This is a genomic window from Pseudomonas urethralis, from assembly GCF_021602465.1.
Taxonomy (GTDB): domain Bacteria; phylum Pseudomonadota; class Gammaproteobacteria; order Pseudomonadales; family Pseudomonadaceae; genus Aquipseudomonas; species Aquipseudomonas vlassakiae.
On record NZ_BQIJ01000002.1, the window covers coordinates 24524 to 45245 of the forward strand.

Genomic DNA, 20722 nt, shown 5'->3' on the forward strand with positions numbered 1-20722 from the left:
GAGATTTGATATGAGCCTGAATCCAAGAGACGTGGTGATTGTCGACTTCGGTCGCACCCCCATGGGCCGCTCCAAGGGTGGCATGCACCGCAACACCCGCGCCGAAGACATGTCCGCGCACCTGATCAGCAAGCTGCTGGAACGCAACGGCAAGGTCGACCCGAAAGAAGTCGAAGACGTGATCTGGGGCTGCGTGAACCAGACCCTGGAGCAGGGCTGGAACATCGCCCGCATGGCGTCGTTGATGACCCAGATCCCGCACACCTCGGCCGCCCAGACCGTCAGCCGCCTGTGCGGCTCGTCGATGAGCGCGCTGCACACCGCCGCCCAGGCGATCATGACCGGCAACGGCGATGTGTTCGTGGTCGGCGGCGTCGAGCACATGGGCCACGTCAGCATGATGCATGGTGTCGACCCCAACCCGCACCTGTCGCTGCACGCGGCCAAGGCGTCGGGGATGATGGGCCTGACCGCCGAAATGCTCGGCAAGATGCATGGCATCAGCCGCGAGCAGCAGGACCTGTTCGGCCTGCGTTCGCACCAGCTCGCCCACAAGGCGACGGTCGAAGGCAAGTTCAAGGACGAGATCATCCCGATGCAGGGCTATGACGAGAACGGTTTCCTGAAGGTCTTCGACTTCGACGAGACCATTCGCCCGGAAACCACCCTCGAGGGCCTGGCGTCGCTGAAACCGGCGTTCAACCCGAAAGGTGGTACCGTGACTGCCGGTACTTCGTCGCAGATCACCGACGGTGCATCGTGCATGATCGTCATGTCCGGCCAGCGCGCCATGGACCTGGGCATCCAGCCACTGGCGGTGATCCGCTCGATGGCGGTGGCCGGTGTCGACCCGGCAATCATGGGCTACGGCCCGGTGCCGTCGACCCAGAAAGCCCTCAAGCGCGCCGGTCTGACCATGGCCGATATCGACTTCATCGAGCTCAACGAAGCCTTCGCTGCACAGGCCCTGCCAGTGCTCAAAGACTTGAAAGTGCTCGACAAGATGGATGAGAAGGTTAACCTGCACGGCGGCGCCATCGCTTTGGGCCACCCGTTCGGTTGCTCCGGTGCACGGATTTCCGGCACCCTGCTCAACGTCATGAAGCAGAACGGCGGTACCTTGGGGGTGGCGACCATGTGCGTCGGCCTCGGTCAAGGTATCACCACTGTCTTCGAACGCGTCTGATCGCGTAGCGGGACAGCAGCCGGGGCCTTGTGCCCCGGTTTTTGTTTTTTACAGAATTTGTTTCAAGAGGAAGGGCGGCATGCAGATACAACCAGGCGTATACCGGCATTACAAAGGGCCTGAGTACCGTGTCTTCAGTGTTGCACGGCACTCGGAGAATGAAGAGTGGATGGTCTTCTACCAATGCCTGTATGGTGATTACAGCTTCTGGGTGAGGCCCCTTGCGATGTTCCAGGAGTCCGTCGAGGTTGACGGCGAGCAGGTGCCGCGCTTTGCTTTGGTCAAGGTCGAAGAAGGGCTGCCGGAGCTGGTTGGCAAGTCGCAAGCGTGATCGACCACGCTTGACCTCACTCTTTTGCCACTATATATAGCGGTGCCGCGTCCGGCACCTGACGCGTTTTTCATCTTCAGATTCAGGAATACTCCGATCCATGGGCAAATCGCTGGTCATTGTGGAATCCCCGGCCAAGGCCAAGACCATCAACAAGTACCTGGGCAACCAGTACGTGGTGAAGTCGAGTATCGGCCATATCCGAGACCTCCCCACCAGCGGTTCGGCCAGCGCAAGCAAAGAGCCGGCCGCCAAGCGTGGCAAGGCTGCTGCGGGTGAGGCTCCGGCGCTGTCGCCAAAAGAGAAGGCCCGTCGCCAGCTGGTGGCGCGCATGGGCGTCGACCCTGAGCACGGCTGGAAAGCCAAGTACGAGATCCTTCCCGGCAAGGAGAAGGTGATCGAAGAGCTCCGCCGCCTGGCCAAGGATGCCGACACCATCTATCTCGCAACCGACTTGGACCGCGAAGGGGAAGCCATTGCCTGGCACCTGCGCGAAGCCATCGGTGGTGACGACACCCGCTACAAGCGCGTGGTGTTCAACGAAATTACCAAGAAAGCGATCCAGGAAGCGTTCTCGCAGCCTGGCGAGCTGGACATCGACCGGGTCAACGCCCAGCAGGCGCGGCGCTTCCTCGACCGCGTGGTGGGCTATATGGTCTCGCCGCTGCTGTGGGCCAAGATCGCCCGCGGCCTGTCTGCCGGCCGCGTACAGTCGGTAGCGGTGAAGCTGGTGGTCGAGCGTGAGCGCGAGATCCGTGCCTTCGTCCCTGAAGAGTACTGGGAAGTGCACGCCGACCTTGGCACCGCCAAGAGCGCCAAAGTGCGTTTTGAAGTGGCGCGCGAGAAGGGCGAGGCCTTCAAGCCGCTGAACGAAGCCCAGGCCATGGCCGCGCTGGACAAGCTCAAGGCCTCCAGCTACAGCGTGATCAAGCGCGAAGACCGCCCGACCAGCAGCAAGCCGTCGGCCCCGTTCATCACCTCCACCCTGCAGCAGGCCGCGAGCAACCGCCTGGGCTTCGGGGTGAAGAAGACCATGATGATGGCCCAGCGTCTGTACGAAGCGGGTTACATCACCTACATGCGTACCGACTCGACCAACCTGTCGGCAGACGCCCTGGACATGGCGCGCAGCTACATCGAGCGCGAGTTCGGCAAGCAGTACCTGCCGGAAGCCCCGCTGGTGTATGGCAGCAAGGAAGGTGCCCAGGAGGCGCACGAGGCGATTCGCCCCTCTGACGTCAATACCCACCCCACCAAGCTCAGCGGCATGGAGCGGGATGCAGAGCGCCTGTACGAGCTGATCTGGCGCCAGTTCCTGGCCTGCCAGATGCCTCCGGCGCAATATCTGTCCACCAGTGTCACTGTGGCCGCTGGTGATTTCGAGCTGCGTGCCAAGGGCCGCATCCTCAAGTTCGACGGTTACACCCGTGTGCTGCCACAGCAGAGCAAGCCGGGCGAAGACGATGTGCTGCCGGAAATGGCCCAGGGCGAAGCGCTCAAGCTGATCCAGCTCGACCCGAGCCAGCACTTCACCAAGCCACCGGCGCGCTTCACCGAAGCGAGCCTGGTCAAGGAAATGGAAAAACGCGGTATTGGTCGCCCGTCGACCTATGCGGCGATCATTTCTACCATCCAGGACCGCGGCTACGTCACCCTGCACAATCGTCGTTTCTACTCCGAGAAGATGGGCGATATCGTCACCGAGCGCCTGTCGGAGAGCTTCTCCAACCTGATGGACTATGGCTTCACCGCCGACATGGAAGAGAACCTCGACGACGTGGCCCAGGGCGAACGTGACTGGAAGAACGTGCTCGACGAATTCTACGGTGACTTCAGCAAGAAACTGCTGACCGCCGAGTCTGCCGAAAGCGGCATGCGTGCCAACCAGCCGACCATGACCCATATTCCGTGCAAGGAATGTGGCCGGCCAATGATGATCCGCACCGCTTCCACCGGTGTGTTTCTCGGTTGCTCGGGTTACAGCCTGCCGCCGAAAGAGCGCTGCAAGGCCACCGTGAACCTGGTGCCGGGCGATGAGATTGCTGCGGACGATGAGGGTGAATCGGAATCGCGCGTGCTGCTGGGCAAGCACCGCTGCCCGATCTGTGCCACGGCGATGGATGCCTACCTGCTGGATGAGAAGCACAAGCTGCACATCTGCGGTAATAACCCGGACTGCGCCGGCTACGAGATCGAAGAGGGCAGCTACCGCATCAAGGGCTATGAAGGGCCGAGCCTGGAGTGCGACAAGTGCGGCAGTGAAATGCAGCTCAAGACGGGCCGTTTCGGTAAGTTTTTCGGTTGCACCAACCCGGCGTGCAAGAACACCCGCAAGCTGCTCAAGAGCGGTGAGGCCGCACCACCGAAGATGGACAAGGTGGAAATGCCGGAGCTCAAGTGCGAGAAGGTCGACGACACCTACGTGCTGCGTGACGGCGCTTCGGGCCTGTTCCTGGCGGCCAGCCAGTTCCCGAAAAACCGCGAAACCCGTGCACCGTTGGTGCTGGAGATCGTTCCGCACAAGCACGAGATCGATCCGAAGTATCACTTCTTGTGCGATGCGCCGCAGAAAGACCCGGAAGGGCGCCCGGCGGTGATTCGTTACAGCCGCAAGACCAAGGAGCAGTATGTGCAGTCCGAGGTCGATGGCAAGCCGACTGGCTGGAAGGCGTTCTACGAGGGTGGTGCGTGGAAGGTTGAAGACAAGCGCTGATCTGTCAGTGCAGTAATTGGGGCCGCTTCGCGGCCCTTCGCGGGCAAGCCCGCTCCCACAGGTACGGCATCGCCCTCAAGGCTGTTGCTATCCCTGTGGGAGCGGGCTTGCCCGCGAAGGGGCGCAAAGCGGCCCCAATCATTTATGATGCAGCTATCCGCCTCGCAGCCATACGGAGGGCATTGAAAATGGCCCAGGAACTCTACACCCGCACCAACCAGAAACTGTTCTTCGCTGGCCTCGCCCTCGAATCCATGGCTAAAGCTGAACAGAGCCAGGCCATGAATGCCCAAGGCCTGGTCCAGGCTGAGCGTGAGTCGGCGCTCTTTCACCTCTACGGCGCACTGCTGGGGCTGTGTCATGAAATCGGTGGTTTCTACCGACTGCCCGTGGTGGCTTCGGTCGAGCAAGCGCTCGCCGACGACGCGCTGAACAACATTGCCATCCCTGAGGTTGCGGAGATGCTTGAACTGGTTCGCCAGCGTGAAACCTGGTTGGCGCAATTGCTCAGTGCTTATGCCGATTTGTTCCGACCACCGGTCGCGAAAAAAGCACCCAAAACCAACGTCACCCAGCCACTGATTCAGGCCGTCAATCTCGATGAGCCCGAGCATCCTGCGTTGTCGAGGGAAGAGTTGGAAAGCTGGCGCAATAACCTTAAAGGCTTGGTGAGACGTTTCCGCGACGCGTTGAGTGAGTGCTGATAGCCGCAACGGCTGGTACACTAACGGCCTTTCGTGGAGAGCTGCCCTATATGTCTACGTCGTTTCTGGAAATTGTCGAGTTGCCTGATGGCCGTATCGAGCTGCGTCGCGCCGAGGATGAAGGCTCCCTGGTAACCCTGGATTTCTCGGAAGACGCCAAGGCGTTCCTGCAGGGCCAGCATGTCGAGGTCGCCAAGGCAATGCTGAGTGTTGGCGTGCAGATGGCAGGCCGCCTGGTAGAAGGTGAGCTGGAGCGCGACGAAGGGCCGCGTGTGTTGCACTGAATCGTCCGCTTGCTCTGCTTCATAGGCAAAGCCTGAACATCAGCCGAGGCGGATGTTCAGGCTTTGTGCGTTTCCGACACTGGCAGCGCGTAGCAGTTGTTGGCGAGCGGTAGCGTTGACGCTGCCAAGCCAGCTGACCACGGTGTGGCTGCGGCCCAGGCGCAACGCTTCGCAGGCCAGCTGCAGTGCGCTCTGATTGCCACGGGCATGCAGCAGCAGGATCCGTTCGCGGTTAAGCCCGGCATCGCGCAGCCAGGCCTGGGTGAGGCTGGCCGGTGGGGCGATCAGCGTCAGCCAGCGCGCTTCCTCCTCTTCGCTCAGCTCACGCAATACCGGCGCCAACAGGCTCTGGCAGTGTTCGGGGGCGCCACGCAGGGACAGTTCGCTGAACAGCTCCGGATGGCTGCTCTTGCGTGCCTGCTCGCTGGCCTTCAGGCCTGGCAGTACCGGCTGGGCGAGGAACGCTTCGAACAGCGGAAGCTGGACCTGCTGATGTGCTTGGATGGACTGCTGCATGACGCCTCCTGAATCAGCGGCGAATGACGCCGACACTCAAACCCTCGATCACCAGTTCCTGCTCTTTCAGGTCGACTTCGATAGGGGCGAACTCGGGGTTTTCGGCGATGAGCCAGACCTTGCTGCCTTCGCGCTTGAAGCGCTTGACGGTCACTTCGTCGCCGATGCGGGCGACGACGATCTGGCCATTACGGGCCTCGCGGCAGGTGTGCACCGCCAGCAGATCGCCGTCGAGGATGCCGATGTCCTTCATGCTCATGCCGTGCACACGCAACAAATAGTCGGCAGGGGGGTGGAAGAAGGTCGGGTTGATGTTGCAGGATTGCTCGATGTGCTGCTCGGCGAGGATAGGAGCGCCAGCAGCGACTCGGCCAATGATCGGCAAGCCGTTTTCTTCGGCCTTGGCTTCAAAGCCCGGGATACGGATGCCACGGGAAGCGCCCGGGGTCATTTCGATCGCGCCTTTGCGGGCGAGGGCCTTGAGGTGCTCCTCGGCGGCATTCGGCGACTTGAAGCCCAGCTCCTGAGCGATTTCCGCACGCGTGGGTGGGAAGCCGTTGTCTTCGAGGCAGCGTTTGATGAAGGCCAGAATCTCGGCTTGGCGTGGCGTCAGTTTCAACATGGCGGGCGCTCTGTCTTTTTATACAGTGACTGGGATTATATACAGTGCTGGGTTCGCTGCAAGCACAAAGCGGCAGGAAATACGCAGGATGACGCTTGCAGCCTGCAGTCTGGCGCTTTTAAATGGCGACCGCCCGGTCACCGAGCCTTGACATCAGCAGGGCTGAAACGTATGTTTCAAACACCTGTTTGTCTCTGTCTGGCGGAGTAGTGATGGCCCAATCTGAAACCGTTGAACGCATCCTCGATGCTGCCGAGCAGCTGTTCGCGGAACGAGGCTTCGCGGAAACCTCATTGCGGCTGATTACCAGCAAGGCCGGGGTCAACCTCGCAGCGGTCAATTATCATTTCGGCTCGAAGAAGGCCCTGATCCAGGCCGTCTTTTCGCGTTTCCTCGGGCCGTTCTGCGCCAGCCTCGAACGTGAGCTGGAGCGGCGACAGGCCAAGCCCGAGCAAAAGCCCAGCCTTGAAGAGCTGCTGGAAATGCTGGTAGAGCAGGCATTGGTCGTGCAGCCACGCAGCAACAACGACCTGTCGATCTTCATGCGCCTGCTGGGCCTGGCCTTCAGTCAGAGCCAGGGCCATTTGCGGCGCTATCTCGAGGACATGTACGGCAAGGTGTTCCGCCGCTACATGCTGTTGGTCAACGAGGCTGCACCGCGCATTCCACCGCTGGAATTGTTCTGGCGCGTACACTTCATGCTCGGTGCCGCGGCGTTCAGCATGTCCGGGATCAAGGCGTTGCGTGCCATTGCCGAGACCGATTTCGGTATCAACACGTCGATCGAGCAAGTCATGCGCCTGATGGTGCCATTCCTGGCCGCTGGCATGCGTGCCGACAGCGGTGTCACCGACAGCGCCATGGCCAGCGCCCAGTTGCGTCCGCGCAGCAAGTCCGGCAGCGCCACCGTCAAGGCTTGAAGGCTGGGCGGAGCAGGGCGCTTCGGCTAAGCTAGCGCCCATGCCTGACCTCGATTTCCTGCACATCTCCCTCGCCGACCAGCGCCTATACGGCTTTGCCCAGGGCCGGTTGCGCGTGCGCATCGTGGTATCCACCGCACGCAATGGCGCAGGTGAGCGCAACGGCTCGGGCTGCACACCGCGCGGGCTGCACCAGGTGCGTGCGCGTATCGGCGCAGGCTTGCCAGTCAATGCCGTGCTGCAAGGCCGGCGCTGGACGGGCGAGGTCTGGTCGCCGGCACTGCACGCGCAGCATCCCGGGCGGGACTGGATCCTGACCCGCATCCTCTGGCTCAGTGGCTGCGAGCCGGGCGTCAACCGCCTGGGTAGCGTTGACACCTTTCGCCGCCACATCTATCTGCATGGCACACCAGACACGGAACCCTTGGGCGTGCCGCTGTCCCATGGCTGCATACGCTTGCGCAACATCGACCTGCTTGGCCTTTTCGAGCGCGTCCCGGCACATTGCCCGGTGCGCATCGACGAGGCTGCTTGCCCTGAGTGGGCTTCACTGAATCTGTAATGAAGGATTGCCTATGACCGCCAGCCTGCAAGGCTCCCTGATGGTGGATATCGCCGGTAAATGGCTGACTGCCGAAGATCGCCAGCTTCTGCGCCAGCCGGAAGTGGCCGGCCTGATCATCTTCGCCCGCAATATCGACAGCCCACGCCAGGTGCGTGAGCTGTGCGCATCGATTCGCGCCATCCGTCCCGACCTGATCCTTGCGGTCGACCAGGAAGGCGGCCGCGTGCAGCGCCTGCGCCAGGGCTTCGTACGCCTGCCAGCGATGCGCGCCATCGCCGACAATGCCAATGCCGAGTACCTGGCCGAGCAGTGCGGCTGGCTGATGGCCACCGAGGTGCTTGCGGTCGGCCTCGACCTCAGCTTCGCTCCGGTGCTCGACCTCGACCACCAGCGCAGCGCGGTGGTTGGCAGCCGTGCCTTCGAAGGCAACCCTGAGCGTGCCACACAGCTGGCTGGCGCATTCATTCGCGGCATGAATGCGGCGGGCATGGCGGCTTGCGGCAAGCATTTCCCGGGGCATGGCTGGGCCGAGGCGGATTCGCATGTAGCGATTCCTGCCGACGAGCGCAGCCTCGAGCAGCTGCGCCAGGCGGACCTGGTGCCGTTCTCACGCCTCAGCGGGCAACTGGCGGCGGTGATGCCGGCGCATGTCATCTACCCGCAGGTCGACAACCAGCCAGCCGGGTTCTCGCGCCGCTGGCTGCAGGACATCTTGCGCGGCGAGCTGGGCTTCGACGGGGTGATCTTCAGTGACGACCTGTCGATGGCCGGTGCGCATGTGGTGGGTGATGCCGCCAATCGCATCGAGGCGGCGCTGAGCGCCGGTTGCGACATGGGCCTGGTGTGCAACGACCGGGCGGCGGCGGAGCTGGCGTTGACCGCAGCGCAGCGCTTGAAGGTCAAGCCGTCGCCGCGTATTGCACAGATGCGCGGGCGTGGCTTTGCCCGTACCGATTATCGCCAGCAGCCGCGTTGGCTGGAGGCCTTGGGAGCGTTGAAGGACGCACAGCTGGTCGATTGACCTTGCTGGCCTCTTCGCGGGTAAACCCGCTCCCACAGGGATATCGCAAGCCTTGAAGGCAGTGATATCCCTGTGGGAGCGGGTTTACCCGCGAAGAAGCCAGTGCTGACTAACGGCTTCGTTTGCCGGGTAGCGGGGCAAACAGCGCTTCGATCTCTTCATCGCCAAGCCGCCACTGCCCCGCCTGCCCACCATCGAGCAGGCTCGCCGCCAGCGCTGCCTTCTCCTGCTGCAGCGCCTGGATCTTTTCTTCCACCGTCCCCCGGGTAATCAGCTTGAACACGAACACCGGTTTGTCCTGGCCGATCCGGTAGGCACGGTCGGTCGCCTGGTTCTCGCTGGCCGGGTTCCACCACGGGTCGAAGTGGATCACGGTGTCCGCAGCGGTGAGGTTCAGCCCCACCCCTCCGGCCTTGAGGCTGATCAGGAACACTTCGCTGTCGCCCTGCTGGAACTGCTGCACCGGGGTGCGTCGGTCGCGGGTATCGCCGGTGAGCAGGCTGTAGCGGATCTTGCGCTTTTCCAGTTCCTGCTCGATCAGCGCCAGCATCGAGGTGAATTGCGAGAACAGCAGCACCCGGCGCCCCTCGCTGAGCAGCTCTTCGAGCATCTCCAACAGCGCGCCGAGCTTGCCCTTGTCGGCCTGGTTGCCCTTGGTCTCGACCCCCTTGACCAGGCGCAGGTCGCAGCACACCTGGCGCAGCTTGAGCAGGGCGTCGAGGATCACGATCTGGCTGCGCGCCGCGCCATTGCGGGCGATTTCGTCGCGGACCTTCTTGTCCATGGCCACGCGCACCGCCTCGTAGGTGTCGCGCTGGGCGTCACTGAGTTCGACCCAGTGGACCATTTCGGTTTTCGCCGGCAGCTCGGTGGCCACTTGCTCCTTGGTGCGGCGCAGCAGGAACGGGCGCACCCGGCTGACCAGGTGGGCCAGGCGTTCGGCGTCGCCGTGGCGTTCGATTGGGGTGCGGTAATCCTGGTTGAAGCGTTTCACGTCTCCCAGCCAGCCGGGCATGAGGAAGTGGAAGATCGACCACAGCTCGCCCAGGTTGTTCTCCATGGGCGTGCCGGTCAGGCACAGGCGCTGGTTGGCCTGCAGTTCGCCGACGGCCAGGGCGGCCTTGCTGGTGCTGCTCTTGATGTTCTGTGCCTCGTCCAGCACCAGCACATGCCAGGCTTGCGCGCGCAGGTGTTCCAGGTCGCGAGGCAGCAGGGCGTAAGTGCTGAGCACCAGGTCGTATTCGTGCAGCTTGGCAAAATGCTTGCTGCGGCCGGGGCCATGCAGGGCCAGCACGCGCAGGTCGGGAGCGAAGCGTCGCGCTTCATCGAGCCAATTGGGCACCAGGCTGGTTGGCATCACCGCCAGGGCCGGGGCGGTCAGGCGCCCGGACTGTTTTTCCAGCAGTAGATGAGCCAGGGCCTGCAGGGTCTTGCCCAGGCCCATGTCGTCGCCAAGGATGCCGCCGGTGCCCATTTCGCGCAGGGCCTGCAGCCAGTTCAGGCCTTGCTGCTGGTAAGGCCGCAGGGTGGCGTTGAGCCCGCCCGGCACTTCGACCTGCAGGTCGCGGGCGTCGCGCAGTCGCCGGCCAAGGTCGCGCACATGGGCGCCGCCTTCCCAGTGCAGTGGCAGGTGCTCGATGTCATTCAGCCGCGCGGCGTCGGCACGGTCCATGCGCAGGGTAGGGCCGACCGCGTCTTCGTGCAGGTACAGTTCGCCGAGCGTGCCCATCACTGCCTTGATGCGGCCATAAGGAAGGGCAACGCGCAGCGCCGGGCTATCCAGGCGGCCGCGATTGAGGTCGATCAACAAATGCTCATCGTCGCTGCGCCGCGCCAGTTCGCTGTTGCGCAGCAGCTCGGGGTTGCTGCGCAACAGTTGCAGCACGATCGGCAGCAGGCTGTGGCGCTGGCCTTCGACCACGATGCCCAGCTCCAGGTCGAACCATTCATGCCCCGGCGCTTCCTCGATAGTGGCGTACCAGTCGTCCACGTCCTGCAGGTTGAAGGCGAAGTCACGGTGGATTTCGATGTCCCAGCCAGCCTCGCGCAAGCGTGGCAGGCCATCGCGGGCAAAGCGCAGCCAGGCCTCGTCGTCGGGCAGCTGGAGCATCTCGCCAGCACTGTCGGGCAGGGCCTTGCTCTGCCGGGTGGCGGGCTTGAAGCCGAAGTCGCGCAGCACCTTGCGCAGCGCCTGTTCGGCCTGGGGCTGGCGGCGGATACGCTGACAGGTGGCGTCGACCAGGCGGGTCAACGGCTTGTCGTCATTGCCACTGGCGCGCAGGCCGTCGTAGTCGAACGCCAGTGCAGCGCGGTGCTGCATCTGCCGTTGCATGCGCCCGGTCTTGGGCGTGTAGGCGCTGAATTCGAGGCTGCCGAGGGTCAGGTGGGGCCTGGGCTGCAGGTCGTCGATGAGTTGTTCGTCCAGCGTGGTCGGCGTAGGAAGCTGGTGGTTCAAGGCATTGAGCTTGTGGCTGAGAGGCACGACGAGGTGTTCCGGAACGTCAGGAGCAATGGTCAGTTGCAGGGCAATGTGAGGATCGAGGCCGTGCTCGAGCTTGCCTGCTTCACTGCTCGAAACATCGAAGTAGTAAAGCGGCAGTAGTGCAATCACGCAGTTCAGCGGTGTTTCGCCGTGATACCAGATGCCGCGATAGTGGCCGTTATCCAGTCGCACCCAGCGGAACTCGGCGGCAAGCGCCGGGCCCTCGCGCAGCAGCGGTTTGTTCTCGTCACAGAGCATGCGCCCGGTATCCAGCGCACGCTGGAACAGTTCGCCGCCTTCGCGGCCTGTGAGCTGGTAGCCGCGATCCTGGCTACCGGCCTGGTTCAGTGCCGAGAGCAGGCGCAGGATGCGGATGTCTTCCTCTTTGACGAAACGCGGTGGTTCGTAGAGGAATTCGTACAGTGACTGCACGCGGCTGTAGCGCAAGCCCTCCTCTTCGCGCATGCCTTTGCGTACCCGCAGGGCGCAGCCGGGTTCTTCGGTCAGCCTGAGCTGGTAGCAAACCATGCGCCCACGTTTATCTTGCGCTTCGGCGGTTTCCGGGGCGGGTTGCTCAAGGCCTTTCAGCCAGCGCTGCAGGTTGGCCGGCAGGGCGTCGCCAGCGTGTTTTGCCGCTGCCTGCGGCTCGCTCAAGGCGAGCAATACGGCGGCGCAGTGCTTGCAGTTCTGCCCCACTGGGCAGCTGCACTGGCCGCGTACGTGGCAGCGGCCAGCCAGGGCGGTGAGGGTGATCTTCTGACGATAGCGGCTGCCTTCGCTGCCACGACAGGTGGCTTCGATGAGCGGGCCGCTGCAGTGTTCGACTTCTACCCGGTCTTCCCGGGCGTAACGCTCGCCGCGCTGCAGGACCGGGCCGGTGAACGACTGGGTCCAGTTCGGGTATTCGCGCAGCAGCTGGAGAGCGTCGCGGCTCATTGCATCACTGCTCCATCATCTCCGGGTCCATCACCGGCATCTTCGGCGTGCCCGGTGGCGTGACCTTCAGCAGCAGGGCCAGGTGGCCGCCGTCGAGGAAGGTCAGCTGGCCGCCTTTCATGTTGCTGTTGCTCTGCTTGAACTGCTCGCTTTGCAGCACGTTGCCGTTGCTGTCCAGCTGGTTGACCCAGAAGTTGGCCTCCACGCCGATGAAGCGGCCGGCGGTGATGCCCAGGTTGCCCTCGATGGGGAAGTGGCCGAACTGCTCGGCGCCGGCGCTCAGGGCGATGCGGCTGGTGTCGCTGCTGACCGGCTGTTGCCAGGCCTTGTGCAGCAGCACGGTGTAGTCGGCAGTGGCTTGCAGGCGGGTGGCCTCATCCTGCAGCGCCAGTGGGCGTTCGGCGCCCTTGTCCAGGCGCGGGGCGCCGGCGCTCCAGTCTTCCGGGGCGAACGGGCTGGTGAAGGCGGGCACGCTGTTCTGCCGCACCAGAATCATTTCCACCTGATACATCCCTTCGGCAAAGGCGGCCGGCGCGAACAGCGCAAGCAGCAGGGTCAGGCAACGGATGGCACGCATGGATCTTCCTTAGGCAGGCTGTGGGGTCAGGCGCTCGAACAGCGCCTCCAGGGTATTGAAGCGTTCTTCGGGGCGTTCCATCGGTACCAGGAAACGGAACTGCGTCGCGCCTTCGAACTTGTAACGTTTGGGCTGGCCCTGGATCAGCTTGATCAGGGTCAGTGGGTCGACCGGGGTCTCGGCTTCGAACTCGAGCTTGCCGCCATTGGGGCCGGCGTCGACTTTCTTGATGCCGAGCTTCTCCGCCTGCAGCTTGAGCAGGGTCAGGCGCATGAGGTTCTTGGTCGGCTCGGGCAGCAGGCCGAAGCGGTCGATCATCTCAACCTGCAAGTCCTTCAAGCCCTCTTCGTCGGCCGCCGAGGCGATGCGCTTGTAGAGGATCAGGCGAGCGTGCACATCGGGCAGGTAGTCCTCGGGGATCAGTGCCGGCAGGCGCAGGTTGATCTCCGGGCCGCCGCCCAGCGGCTGCTCGAGGTTTGGCTGGGTGCCTTTGCGGATGGCCTTGACCGCACGTTCGAGCATTTCCATGTACAGGGTGAAGCCCACGGCCTGGATCTGCCCGCTCTGGCCTTCGCCCAGCAACTCGCCGGCACCGCGGATTTCCAGGTCGTTGGTGGCCAGCACGAAGCCGGCACCGAGGTCCTGGGTGTTGGCGATCGCTTCCAGGCGCTTTTCGGCGTCGGCGCTGATCTTCTGGCGCTGCGGCGTCAGCAGGTAGGCGTAGGCCTGGTGGTGGCTACGGCCAACCCGGCCACGCAGCTGGTGCAGCTGGGCCAGGCCGAACTTGTCGGCGCGCTCGATGACGATGGTGTTGGCGCTGGGCACGTCGATACCGGTCTCGATGATGGTCGAGGCGATCAGCACGTTGAAGCGCTTGTGGTAGAAGTCGCTCATCACCTGTTCCAGTTCGCGCTCGCGCATCTGCCCGTGGCCGATGCCGATACGCGCTTCCGGGACCAGCTCGGCCAGTTCGGCGGCGCACTTTTCGATGGTTTTCACATCGTTGTGCAGGTAGTACACCTGGCCACCGCGCAGCAGTTCGCGCAGCAGCGCCTCCTTGACCGTGCTCTTGTTCTGCTCCATGACGAAGGTGCGCACCGACAGGCGCCGCGCCGGCGGGGTGGCGATGATCGACAGGTCACGCATGCCCGCCACCGCCATGTTCAGCGTACGCGGGATCGGTGTGGCGGTCAGGGTGAGGATGTCCACTTCGCTGCGCAGGGCCTTGAGCTGCTCTTTCTGGCGCACGCCGAAGCGGTGTTCCTCGTCGATGATGGCCAGGCCCAGGTCCTTGAAGCGCACGTCATCCTGCAGCAGCTTGTGGGTGCCGATGAGGATGTCGATCTTGCCTTCGGCGAGGTCGGCGGCCGCTGCGGCCACTTCCTTGGCCGACTTGAAGCGGCTCATCACTTCGACCTTCACCGGCCATTCGGCAAAGCGGTCGCGGAAGCTGTTGTAGTGCTGCTGGGCGAGCAGGGTGGTGGGCACCAGCACCGCCACCTGGCGGCCACTGTGTACGGCAATGAAGGCGGCGCGCATGGCCACTTCGGTCTTGCCGAAACCGACGTCGCCGCACACCAGGCGGTCCATCGGCTTGGGCGCCAGCATGTCGAGCCGCACCGCCTCGATCGCGGCCTGCTGGTCAGGGGTTTCCTCGAACGGGAAGCCTGCGCTGAAAGTGGCGTAGTCGGCGGCCGGGTCAGCGAAGGCATAGCCCTTGCGTGCGGCGCGGCGGGCGTAGATGTCGAGCAGCTCGGCCGCCACGTCGCGGACCTGTTCGGCGGCCTTGCGCTTGGCTTTCTGCCAGGCTTCGGAACCCAGCCGGTGCAGCGGCGCCAGGGCGTCATCGCTGCCGGTGTAGCGGGCGATCAGGTGCAGGTTGGCCACCGGCACATACAGTTTGGCGCCCTCGGCGTATTCCAGGGTGAGGAATTCGGCGGCCTGGCCGTCGATCTCCAGGGTGGCCAGGCCCAGGTAGCGGCCCACGCCATGGTCGATATGCACCACCGGCGCGCCTTCGCGCAGTTCGGTGAGGTTCTTGATCACCGCGTCGTTGGCGGCCTCGCCGCGTTTTTCACGGCGCCGACGCTGCATCACGCGCTGGCCGAACAGCGGGCTTTCGGCAACCAGGGCGACGGCCGGGTCTTCCAGCAGCAAGCCGTCGTCGAGCGGGGCGATGGTGATCGCCAGGCGTTCGCCGCCGGTAATGAAGTCGACCCAGCTGTCGACCGTCTGTGGGCGCAGCTTGAGGCGTTCGAGCAGTTCCAGCAGTACCTCGCGGCGGCCCGCCGATTCGGCGGTGAACAGCACGCGGCCGCTGAACTGATCGAGGAACTCGGCCAGCGCCGCCAGCGGCTGGTTGGCCTTGGCTTCGATGGCCAGGTTGGGCAGGCTGCGCGCAGGGAAGCGCTCGCGGCCGACACCGGTTTCGATGTCGTCGGGGCTGACCACCACCCGTGGCCACTGCTTGAGTTGGGCGAAGCAGTCTTCCACCGGCAGGAACAGTTCGGCTGGCGGCAGCAGCGGGCGGGTCAGGTCGCCGCGGCGCTCTTCATAGCGCCCGCGCACGTCGCTCCAGAAATGTTCGGCAGCCTGCTCGACGCCTGGCAGCGAGAACACCTGGGTGTCGGCGGGCAGGTAGTCGAACAGGGTCGAGGTTTCTTCGAAGAACAGCGGCAGGTAGTACTCGATGCCGGCGGGGATGATGCCGCTGGCCAGGTCCTGGAAGATCGCGCTGCGGCGGAAGTCGACATCGAAACGCTCACGGAAACGCGCCTTGAAGCGGGTCACCTCTTCCTTCTGCATGGGGAACTCGCGCGCTGGCAGCAGGCGGATCGAGTCGACCTTGTCGATCGAGCGCTGGGTCTCCGGGTCGAAGGTGCGCAGGGTCTCGATCTCGTCATCGAACAGGTCGATGCGATAAGGCAGCTTGCTGCCCATCGGGAACAAGTCGATCAGCGCGCCACGCACGGCGAACTCACCATGCTCGTAGACTGTGTCGACGCAGCGGTAGCCAGTGGCCTCCAGGCGCGTGCGCATCTGCTCGACGTCAATGGTCTGGCCCACGTCGAGCACCAGGCTGCTGCCCAGCAGGAAGCGCGTGGGGGCCAGGCGGTGCAGGGCGGTCGTGATCGGCACGACCAGAATGCCGTGGCTCAGTTCCGGCAACCGGTAAAGGCTGGCGATACGCTGGGAAATGATGTCCTGGTGCGGCGAGAACAGGTCGTAGGGCAGGGTTTCCCAATCGGGGAACGGCAGCACCGGCAGGTCCGGGGCGAAGAAGCGAAGTTCCTGTTCCAGACGATCGGCTGCCTGGCTGTCGGCGGTCAGCAGCAGGGTGAAGCGACCCGCGCTGCTGGCGGCCTCGGCGATGGCCAGGCTGAGGGCGGCCCCGGGCAGGTTGCCCCAGGTTTGTTTGCCGGCCGTGGCCGACATTTGCGGAAGGCGCAGAACTGACACGGGAGATTGCACTCCAAGCGTTGCGGCAAAGAGATCGATTGTACCGGTGACGGTGCCTGCTGTCAGGCTTCACAGGCCATGAACAGCGGGCTTTGCCATCGGCGACAGGCGCTCATTGCCGGTTACGCGCTGGGGCGTCATAATGTAGCCCCTTTTTTCTGTCCCTACATGTGGAAGGTTCCCGTGACTCAGAAGCCCGACCAGTGTCTTGGTGAGTGGATCGATCGTGAAGCGCTGGCTGAAGCGATGATCCCGCTTATCGGTCAGCTCTACCGCAACAACAACGTGGTGAGCTCGATTTATGGCCGTAGCCTGATCAACCGTTCGGTTATCTCGATCCTCAAAGCCCACCGCTTTGCGCGTCACCGTCAGACCGACGAGACCGAACTGTCCGTACACGAGACATTCCCCCTGCTCAAGGCCATGAGCGAGCTGAAACTGGGCGCCGCTTCGGTCGACCTGGGCAAGCTGGCCAACAAGTTCAAGCAGGAGGGCAACGGCCGCACTGCCGAGCAGTTCGTCCGTGAAGAGCTGGCCGACGTGGTTGGCCAACAGAACGCTTCGGCCCGCAAGGGTACCGACGTCGTCCTGTACGGCTTCGGCCGCATCGGCCGCCTGCTGGCGCGCATCCTGATCGAGAAGACCGGTGGCGGCGACGGCCTGCGTCTGCGTGCCATTGTCGTGCGCAAAGGCGCCGAGAACGACCTGGTCAAGCGTGCCAGCCTGCTGCGCCGTGACTCGGTGCATGGCCCGTTCGATGGCACCATCACCATCGATGAAGCCAACAACACCATCACTGCCAACGGCAACCTGATCCAGATCATCTACGCCAAGAGCCCGAGCGAAGTCGACTACACCCAGTACGGCATCAACAATGCGCTGATCGTCGACAACACCGGTGTATGGCGTGACGCCGATGGCCTGGGCCAGCACCTGGCCTGCCCGGGCGCTGCCCGCGTGATCCTCACTGCACCGGGCAAGGGCGCGCTGAAGAACATCGTGCACGGCATCAACCACGGCGACATCACTGCCGATGACAAGATCATCTCGGCAGCTTCGTGCACCACCAACGCCATCGTGCCGGTGCTCAAGGCCATCAATGACCAGTACGGCATCGTCAACGGCCACGTCGAAACCGTTCACTCGTTCACCAACGACCAGAACCTGATCGACAACTTCCACAAGGGCAGCCGCCGTGGCCGTGCCGCGCCGCTGAACATGGTCATCACCGAAACCGGCGCTGCTACCGCTGCCGCCAAGGCACTGCCAGTGCTGAAAGGCAAGCTGACCGGCAACGCCATTCGCGTTCCGACGCCGAACGTTTCGATGGCCATTCTCAACCTGAACCTTGAGAAGCCGACCACCCGCGACGAAATCAACGAGTACCTGCGCCAGACCGCCATGCACTCGGAACTGCACAAGCAGATCGACTACGTCAGCTCGCAAGAAGTGGTTTCGACCGACTTCGTCGGATCGCGCCACGCCGGTGTGGTGGATGCCGAGGCGACCATCGCCAACGACAACCGCGTTGTCCTGTACGTCTGGTACGACAACGAATTCGGTTACAGCTGCCAGGTCGTTCGCGTGATGGAAGAGATGTCGGGTGTGAACCCGCCAGCGTTTCCACGCTGATTCGCTTGTAAGCGCATGAAAAAACGGGAACCTTCGGGTTCCCGTTTTTTTTCCAGATTTTGTGTGGTCTGTGCGGGCCTCATCGCGGATAAATCCGCTCCTACGCAAGCGGTGAATGTCCTGTAGGCGCGGATTTATCCGCGATGAGGCCGCAACGGCAACCGAGAGCCCGACCTTTTGCGCACAGCCCTCCTGTTCATCCTGATGCTCCTCACCGCCTGCAACCAGGGCCCGACCCTGGAACGCCTGGGTGGCCCGACCATGGGCAGCAGCTACAGCATCCAGTACGTCCGCGAGCCTGGCGGCCCGGCGCCGGCCCAAGTCCAGGCGGCGGTCGAGGCCATCCTCAACGACATCGACCAGCATTACTCGACCTACCGCGGCGACTCCACCGTCAGCCAGTTCAACCGGCTGCCCGCCAACCAGTGCATGGCCTTGCCGCCCGACATGCTTGAGCTGGCCGCATTCGGCCAGCACCTGGCCGAACAGAGTGATGGTGCTTTCGACCTCACCGTCGAGCCATTGCTCGACCTTTGGGGGTTCGGCCCGCAAGCCCGCCAGGAGCAGGTGCCCGACCCGCTGGCCCTGGCCCAGGCCCGCCAGCGCGTCGGTTACCGCCATCTGCGCCTCGACGGTCAGGCACTGTGCAAGGACGCTGCGGTGCAACTGGATTTCAACAGCATCGCCGCTGGCCACGCCGTCGACCTGATCGCCGAGCGCCTGCGCGCCATGGGCGTGGCCAGTTTCGTCGCCGAAGCCACCGGTGAGCTCAAGGCCGTGGGCCGCAAGCCCGACGGCAGCCCCTGGCGCATCGCCCTTGAATTGCCGCGCGAAGACCGGCAGATCGCCCGCCAGATCATCCCGGTCAATGGCCTGGGGGTGTCGACCTCGGGTGACTATCGCCACTATTTCGAGGAGAATGGCCGGCGCTATTCACACACGTTCGACGCACGCCTGGGGCGCCCGGTCGACCACGACCTGGCTGCGGTCACCGTGCTCGATGCCTCGGCGCTGCAGGCCGATGGCTATTCGACCCTGTTGCTGATCCTGGGGCCAGAGCGCGGCTGGGATTTCGCCCTGGCCCATGATCTGGCTGCGGTTTTGGTGACTCGGGCAGACGGTGGCTTCGTCTCCCGAGCGACCCCTGCATTCGAGCAGGCGGTGAAAGGCGATTGAAAGCGTTGCCAGGGATGATCGCCGCCAGGGATCGGTGAATGCATGTAGTGCAGGCAAAATTGGCCTACGACGCGACCAAGGGTTAATGTGCGCGGCGTTCACGCTTGATTAGACTGCACCCGAATTTTCTCATGACGCCCCGGCGGCATGATCGAGCCCCGCGGGTAACCGTAACCCCGGGCCAGTTCTGAAGGAGTACGCATGGCTGTCTACAACTACGACGTAGTGGTGCTGGGTTCCGGCCCGGCCGGTGAAGGCGCGGCAATGAACGCCGCCAAAGCGGGGCGCAAGGTGGCAATGGTCGACAGCCGCCGTCAGGTCGGCGGCAACTGCACCCACCTGGGCACCATCCCGTCCAAGGCGCTGCGTCACTCGGTGCGGCAGATCATGCAGTTCAACACCAACCCGATGTTCCGTGCCATCGGTGAACCGCGCTGGTTCTCGTTCCCGGACGTACTCAAGAGCGCCGAGAAGGTCATTGCCAAGCAGGTTGCGTCGCGTACCGGCTACTATGCCCGTAACCGCGTCGACCTGTTCTTCGGTACTGGCAGCTTCGCCGACGAGCAGACCGTCGAAGTGGTGTGCCCGAATGGCGTGGTCGAGAAGCTCAACGCCAAGCACATCATCATTGCCACCGGCTCGCGCCCGTACCGCCCGGCCGACATCGACTTCCACCACCCGCGCGTCTATGACAGCGACACCATCCTCAGCCTGAGCCACACCCCGCGCAAGCTGATCGTCTACGGCGCCGGCGTGATCGGTTGCGAGTACGCCTCGATCTTCAGTGGCCTGGGCGTGCTGGTCGAGCTGGTCGACAACCGCGGCCAGCTGCTGAGCTTCCTCGATTCGGAAATTTCCCAGGCGCTGAGCTACCACTTCAGCAACAACAACATCACCGTGCGCCACAACGAGGAATACGAGCGGGTCGAGGGCCTGGACAACGGTGTGATCCTGCACCTGAAGTCGGGCAAGAAGATCAAGGCCGACGCCTTGCTGTGGTGCAACGGCCGTACCGGCAACACCGACAAGCTGGGCCTGGAAAACATCGGCATCAAGGTCAACAGCCGTGGCCAGATCGAGGTCGACGAGGCCTACCGCACCAGCGTGCCGAATGTCTACGGTGCCGGTGACGTGATCGGCTGGCCAAGCCTGGCCAGTGCTGCCCACGACCAGGGCCGTTCGGCTTCTGGCAGCATCGTCGACAACGGCAGCTGGCGCTTCGTCAACGACGTGCCGACCGGCATCTACACCATCCCGGAGATCAGCTCGATCGGCAAGAACGAGCAGGAGCTGACCCAGGCCAAGGTGCCGTACGAAGTGGGCAAGGCGTTCTTCAAGAGCATGGCGCGCGCGCAGATCGCCGGCGAGCCGCAAGGCATGCTGAAGATCCTGTTCCACCGCGAAACCCTGGAAATCCTCGGCGTGCACTGCTTCGGCTACCAGGCTTCGGAAATCGTTCACATCGGCCAGGCGATCATGAACCAGCCAGGCGAGCAGAACAATCTGAAGTACTTCGTCAACACCACGTTCAACTACCCGACCATGGCCGAAGCCTATCGGGTAGCTGCCTATGACGGCTTGAACCGGCTTTTTTAAGC

Annotated in this window: 16 protein-coding genes; 11 read left to right on the forward strand and 5 right to left on the reverse strand. The window is 63.6% G+C overall.

Annotated elements, in window-relative coordinates; translation table 11 throughout:
• Positions 1 to 10: 10 nt before the first annotated feature.
• The 5 genes from fadA (at position 11) to L6D64_RS02860 (ending at position 5218) form a co-directional block, all read left to right on the forward strand.
• The gene (gene fadA, locus L6D64_RS02840; RefSeq protein ID WP_054883485.1) at positions 11 to 1186 is read left to right on the forward strand and encodes an acetyl-CoA C-acyltransferase FadA; all 1176 of its coding nucleotides are present in this window, start codon (positions 11 to 13) and stop codon (positions 1184 to 1186) included.
• A 79-nt stretch (positions 1187 to 1265) separates the two neighbouring features.
• A complete protein-coding gene (locus tag L6D64_RS02845) occupies positions 1266 to 1517 on the forward strand; it encodes a DUF1653 domain-containing protein (protein ID WP_054883486.1) in 252 nt (83 codons plus the stop codon).
• Between the two features lie 100 nt (positions 1518 to 1617).
• Complete coding sequence (gene topA, locus L6D64_RS02850) at positions 1618 to 4230, forward strand: type I DNA topoisomerase (RefSeq protein ID WP_176506124.1); 2613 nt, start codon at positions 1618 to 1620, stop codon at positions 4228 to 4230.
• A gap of 188 nt (positions 4231 to 4418) precedes the next feature.
• The gene (locus L6D64_RS02855) at positions 4419 to 4934 is read left to right on the forward strand and encodes a DUF6586 family protein (protein WP_176506125.1); all 516 of its coding nucleotides are present in this window, start codon (positions 4419 to 4421) and stop codon (positions 4932 to 4934) included.
• Positions 4935 to 4984: 50 nt separating this feature from the next.
• A complete protein-coding gene (locus tag L6D64_RS02860) occupies positions 4985 to 5218 on the forward strand; it encodes a hypothetical protein (protein WP_054883489.1) in 234 nt (77 codons plus the stop codon).
• A 39-nt stretch (positions 5219 to 5257) separates the two neighbouring features.
• Here L6D64_RS02860 and sulA read toward each other — a convergent pair whose 3' ends face one another.
• Complete coding sequence (gene sulA, locus L6D64_RS02865) at positions 5258 to 5734, reverse strand: SOS-induced cell division inhibitor SulA (RefSeq protein WP_099815448.1); 477 nt, start codon at positions 5732 to 5734, stop codon at positions 5258 to 5260.
• A gap of 13 nt (positions 5735 to 5747) precedes the next feature.
• A complete protein-coding gene (gene lexA, locus L6D64_RS02870) occupies positions 5748 to 6356 on the reverse strand; it encodes a transcriptional repressor LexA (RefSeq protein ID WP_176506126.1) in 609 nt (202 codons plus the stop codon).
• A 212-nt stretch (positions 6357 to 6568) separates the two neighbouring features.
• Here lexA and L6D64_RS02875 point away from each other — a divergent pair, with 212 nt between their 5' ends.
• From L6D64_RS02875 to nagZ, 3 genes are read left to right on the forward strand one after another with little or no spacing between them, the layout of a single operon-like run.
• Entirely contained in the window at positions 6569 to 7276 is a 708-nt protein-coding gene (locus L6D64_RS02875; protein WP_176506127.1) for a TetR/AcrR family transcriptional regulator, read from the forward strand.
• A gap of 40 nt (positions 7277 to 7316) precedes the next feature.
• The gene (locus L6D64_RS02880; protein ID WP_176506128.1) at positions 7317 to 7838 is read left to right on the forward strand and encodes a L,D-transpeptidase; all 522 of its coding nucleotides are present in this window, start codon (positions 7317 to 7319) and stop codon (positions 7836 to 7838) included.
• Between the two features lie 25 nt (positions 7839 to 7863).
• Positions 7864 to 8862: a beta-N-acetylhexosaminidase gene (gene nagZ, locus L6D64_RS02885; protein WP_176506192.1), complete on the forward strand. Its 999-nt coding sequence runs from the start codon at positions 7864 to 7866 to the stop codon at positions 8860 to 8862.
• Between the two features lie 109 nt (positions 8863 to 8971).
• Here nagZ and L6D64_RS02890 read toward each other — a convergent pair whose 3' ends face one another.
• The 3 genes from L6D64_RS02890 to mfd are packed head-to-tail and all read right to left on the reverse strand — an operon-like array spanning position 8972 to position 16316.
• Entirely contained in the window at positions 8972 to 12280 is a 3309-nt protein-coding gene (locus tag L6D64_RS02890) for a DEAD/DEAH box helicase (protein WP_176506129.1), read from the reverse strand.
• A 4-nt stretch (positions 12281 to 12284) separates the two neighbouring features.
• Positions 12285 to 12857, reverse strand: a complete 573-nt coding sequence (locus L6D64_RS02895; protein WP_176506130.1) for a CsiV family protein — start codon at positions 12855 to 12857, stop codon at positions 12285 to 12287.
• Between the two features lie 9 nt (positions 12858 to 12866).
• Complete coding sequence (mfd, locus tag L6D64_RS02900) at positions 12867 to 16316, reverse strand: transcription-repair coupling factor (RefSeq protein WP_176506131.1); 3450 nt, start codon at positions 16314 to 16316, stop codon at positions 12867 to 12869.
• Positions 16317 to 16484: 168 nt separating this feature from the next.
• On the opposite strand from mfd, the gene L6D64_RS02905 reads away from it, so the two are divergent.
• The 3 genes from L6D64_RS02905 to sthA all read left to right on the forward strand — a co-directional run bounded on the left by L6D64_RS02905 (position 16485) and on the right by sthA (position 20720).
• The gene (locus L6D64_RS02905) at positions 16485 to 17948 is read left to right on the forward strand and encodes a glyceraldehyde-3-phosphate dehydrogenase (RefSeq protein ID WP_099815453.1); all 1464 of its coding nucleotides are present in this window, start codon (positions 16485 to 16487) and stop codon (positions 17946 to 17948) included.
• 177 nt (positions 17949 to 18125) lie between these two features.
• Positions 18126 to 19124 (forward strand): FAD:protein FMN transferase, encoded by a 999-nt coding sequence (locus tag L6D64_RS02910; protein ID WP_176506132.1) that lies wholly within the window; start codon positions 18126 to 18128, stop codon positions 19122 to 19124.
• Between the two features lie 201 nt (positions 19125 to 19325).
• Entirely contained in the window at positions 19326 to 20720 is a 1395-nt protein-coding gene (gene sthA, locus L6D64_RS02915; protein WP_054883499.1) for a Si-specific NAD(P)(+) transhydrogenase, read from the forward strand.
• Positions 20721 to 20722 lie beyond the last annotated feature (2 nt).

Excerpts from the sequence above, each read along its gene's own strand:
- L6D64_RS02860 (WP_054883489.1), top strand. The coding sequence starts at position 4,985 with ATGTCTACGTCGTTTCTGGAAATTGTCGAGTTGCCTGATGGCCGTATC.
- L6D64_RS02895 (WP_176506130.1), bottom strand. The coding sequence starts at position 12,857 with ATGCGTGCCATCCGTTGCCTGACCCTGCTGCTTGCGCTGTTCGCGCCG.
- L6D64_RS02880 (WP_176506128.1), top strand. The coding sequence starts at position 7,317 with ATGCCTGACCTCGATTTCCTGCACATCTCCCTCGCCGACCAGCGCCTA.
- L6D64_RS02855 (WP_176506125.1), top strand. The coding sequence starts at position 4,419 with ATGGCCCAGGAACTCTACACCCGCACCAACCAGAAACTGTTCTTCGCT.
- sulA (WP_099815448.1), bottom strand. The coding sequence starts at position 5,734 with ATGCAGCAGTCCATCCAAGCACATCAGCAGGTCCAGCTTCCGCTGTTC.
- lexA (WP_176506126.1), bottom strand. The coding sequence starts at position 6,356 with ATGTTGAAACTGACGCCACGCCAAGCCGAGATTCTGGCCTTCATCAAA.
- L6D64_RS02890 (WP_176506129.1), bottom strand. The coding sequence starts at position 12,280 with ATGAGCCGCGACGCTCTCCAGCTGCTGCGCGAATACCCGAACTGGACC.
- fadA (WP_054883485.1), top strand. The coding sequence starts at position 11 with ATGAGCCTGAATCCAAGAGACGTGGTGATTGTCGACTTCGGTCGCACC.
- sthA (WP_054883499.1), top strand. The coding sequence starts at position 19,326 with ATGGCTGTCTACAACTACGACGTAGTGGTGCTGGGTTCCGGCCCGGCC.
- L6D64_RS02875 (WP_176506127.1), top strand. The coding sequence starts at position 6,569 with ATGGCCCAATCTGAAACCGTTGAACGCATCCTCGATGCTGCCGAGCAG.
- L6D64_RS02845 (WP_054883486.1), top strand. The coding sequence starts at position 1,266 with ATGCAGATACAACCAGGCGTATACCGGCATTACAAAGGGCCTGAGTAC.
- topA (WP_176506124.1), top strand. The coding sequence starts at position 1,618 with ATGGGCAAATCGCTGGTCATTGTGGAATCCCCGGCCAAGGCCAAGACC.
- L6D64_RS02905 (WP_099815453.1), top strand. The coding sequence starts at position 16,485 with ATGTGGAAGGTTCCCGTGACTCAGAAGCCCGACCAGTGTCTTGGTGAG.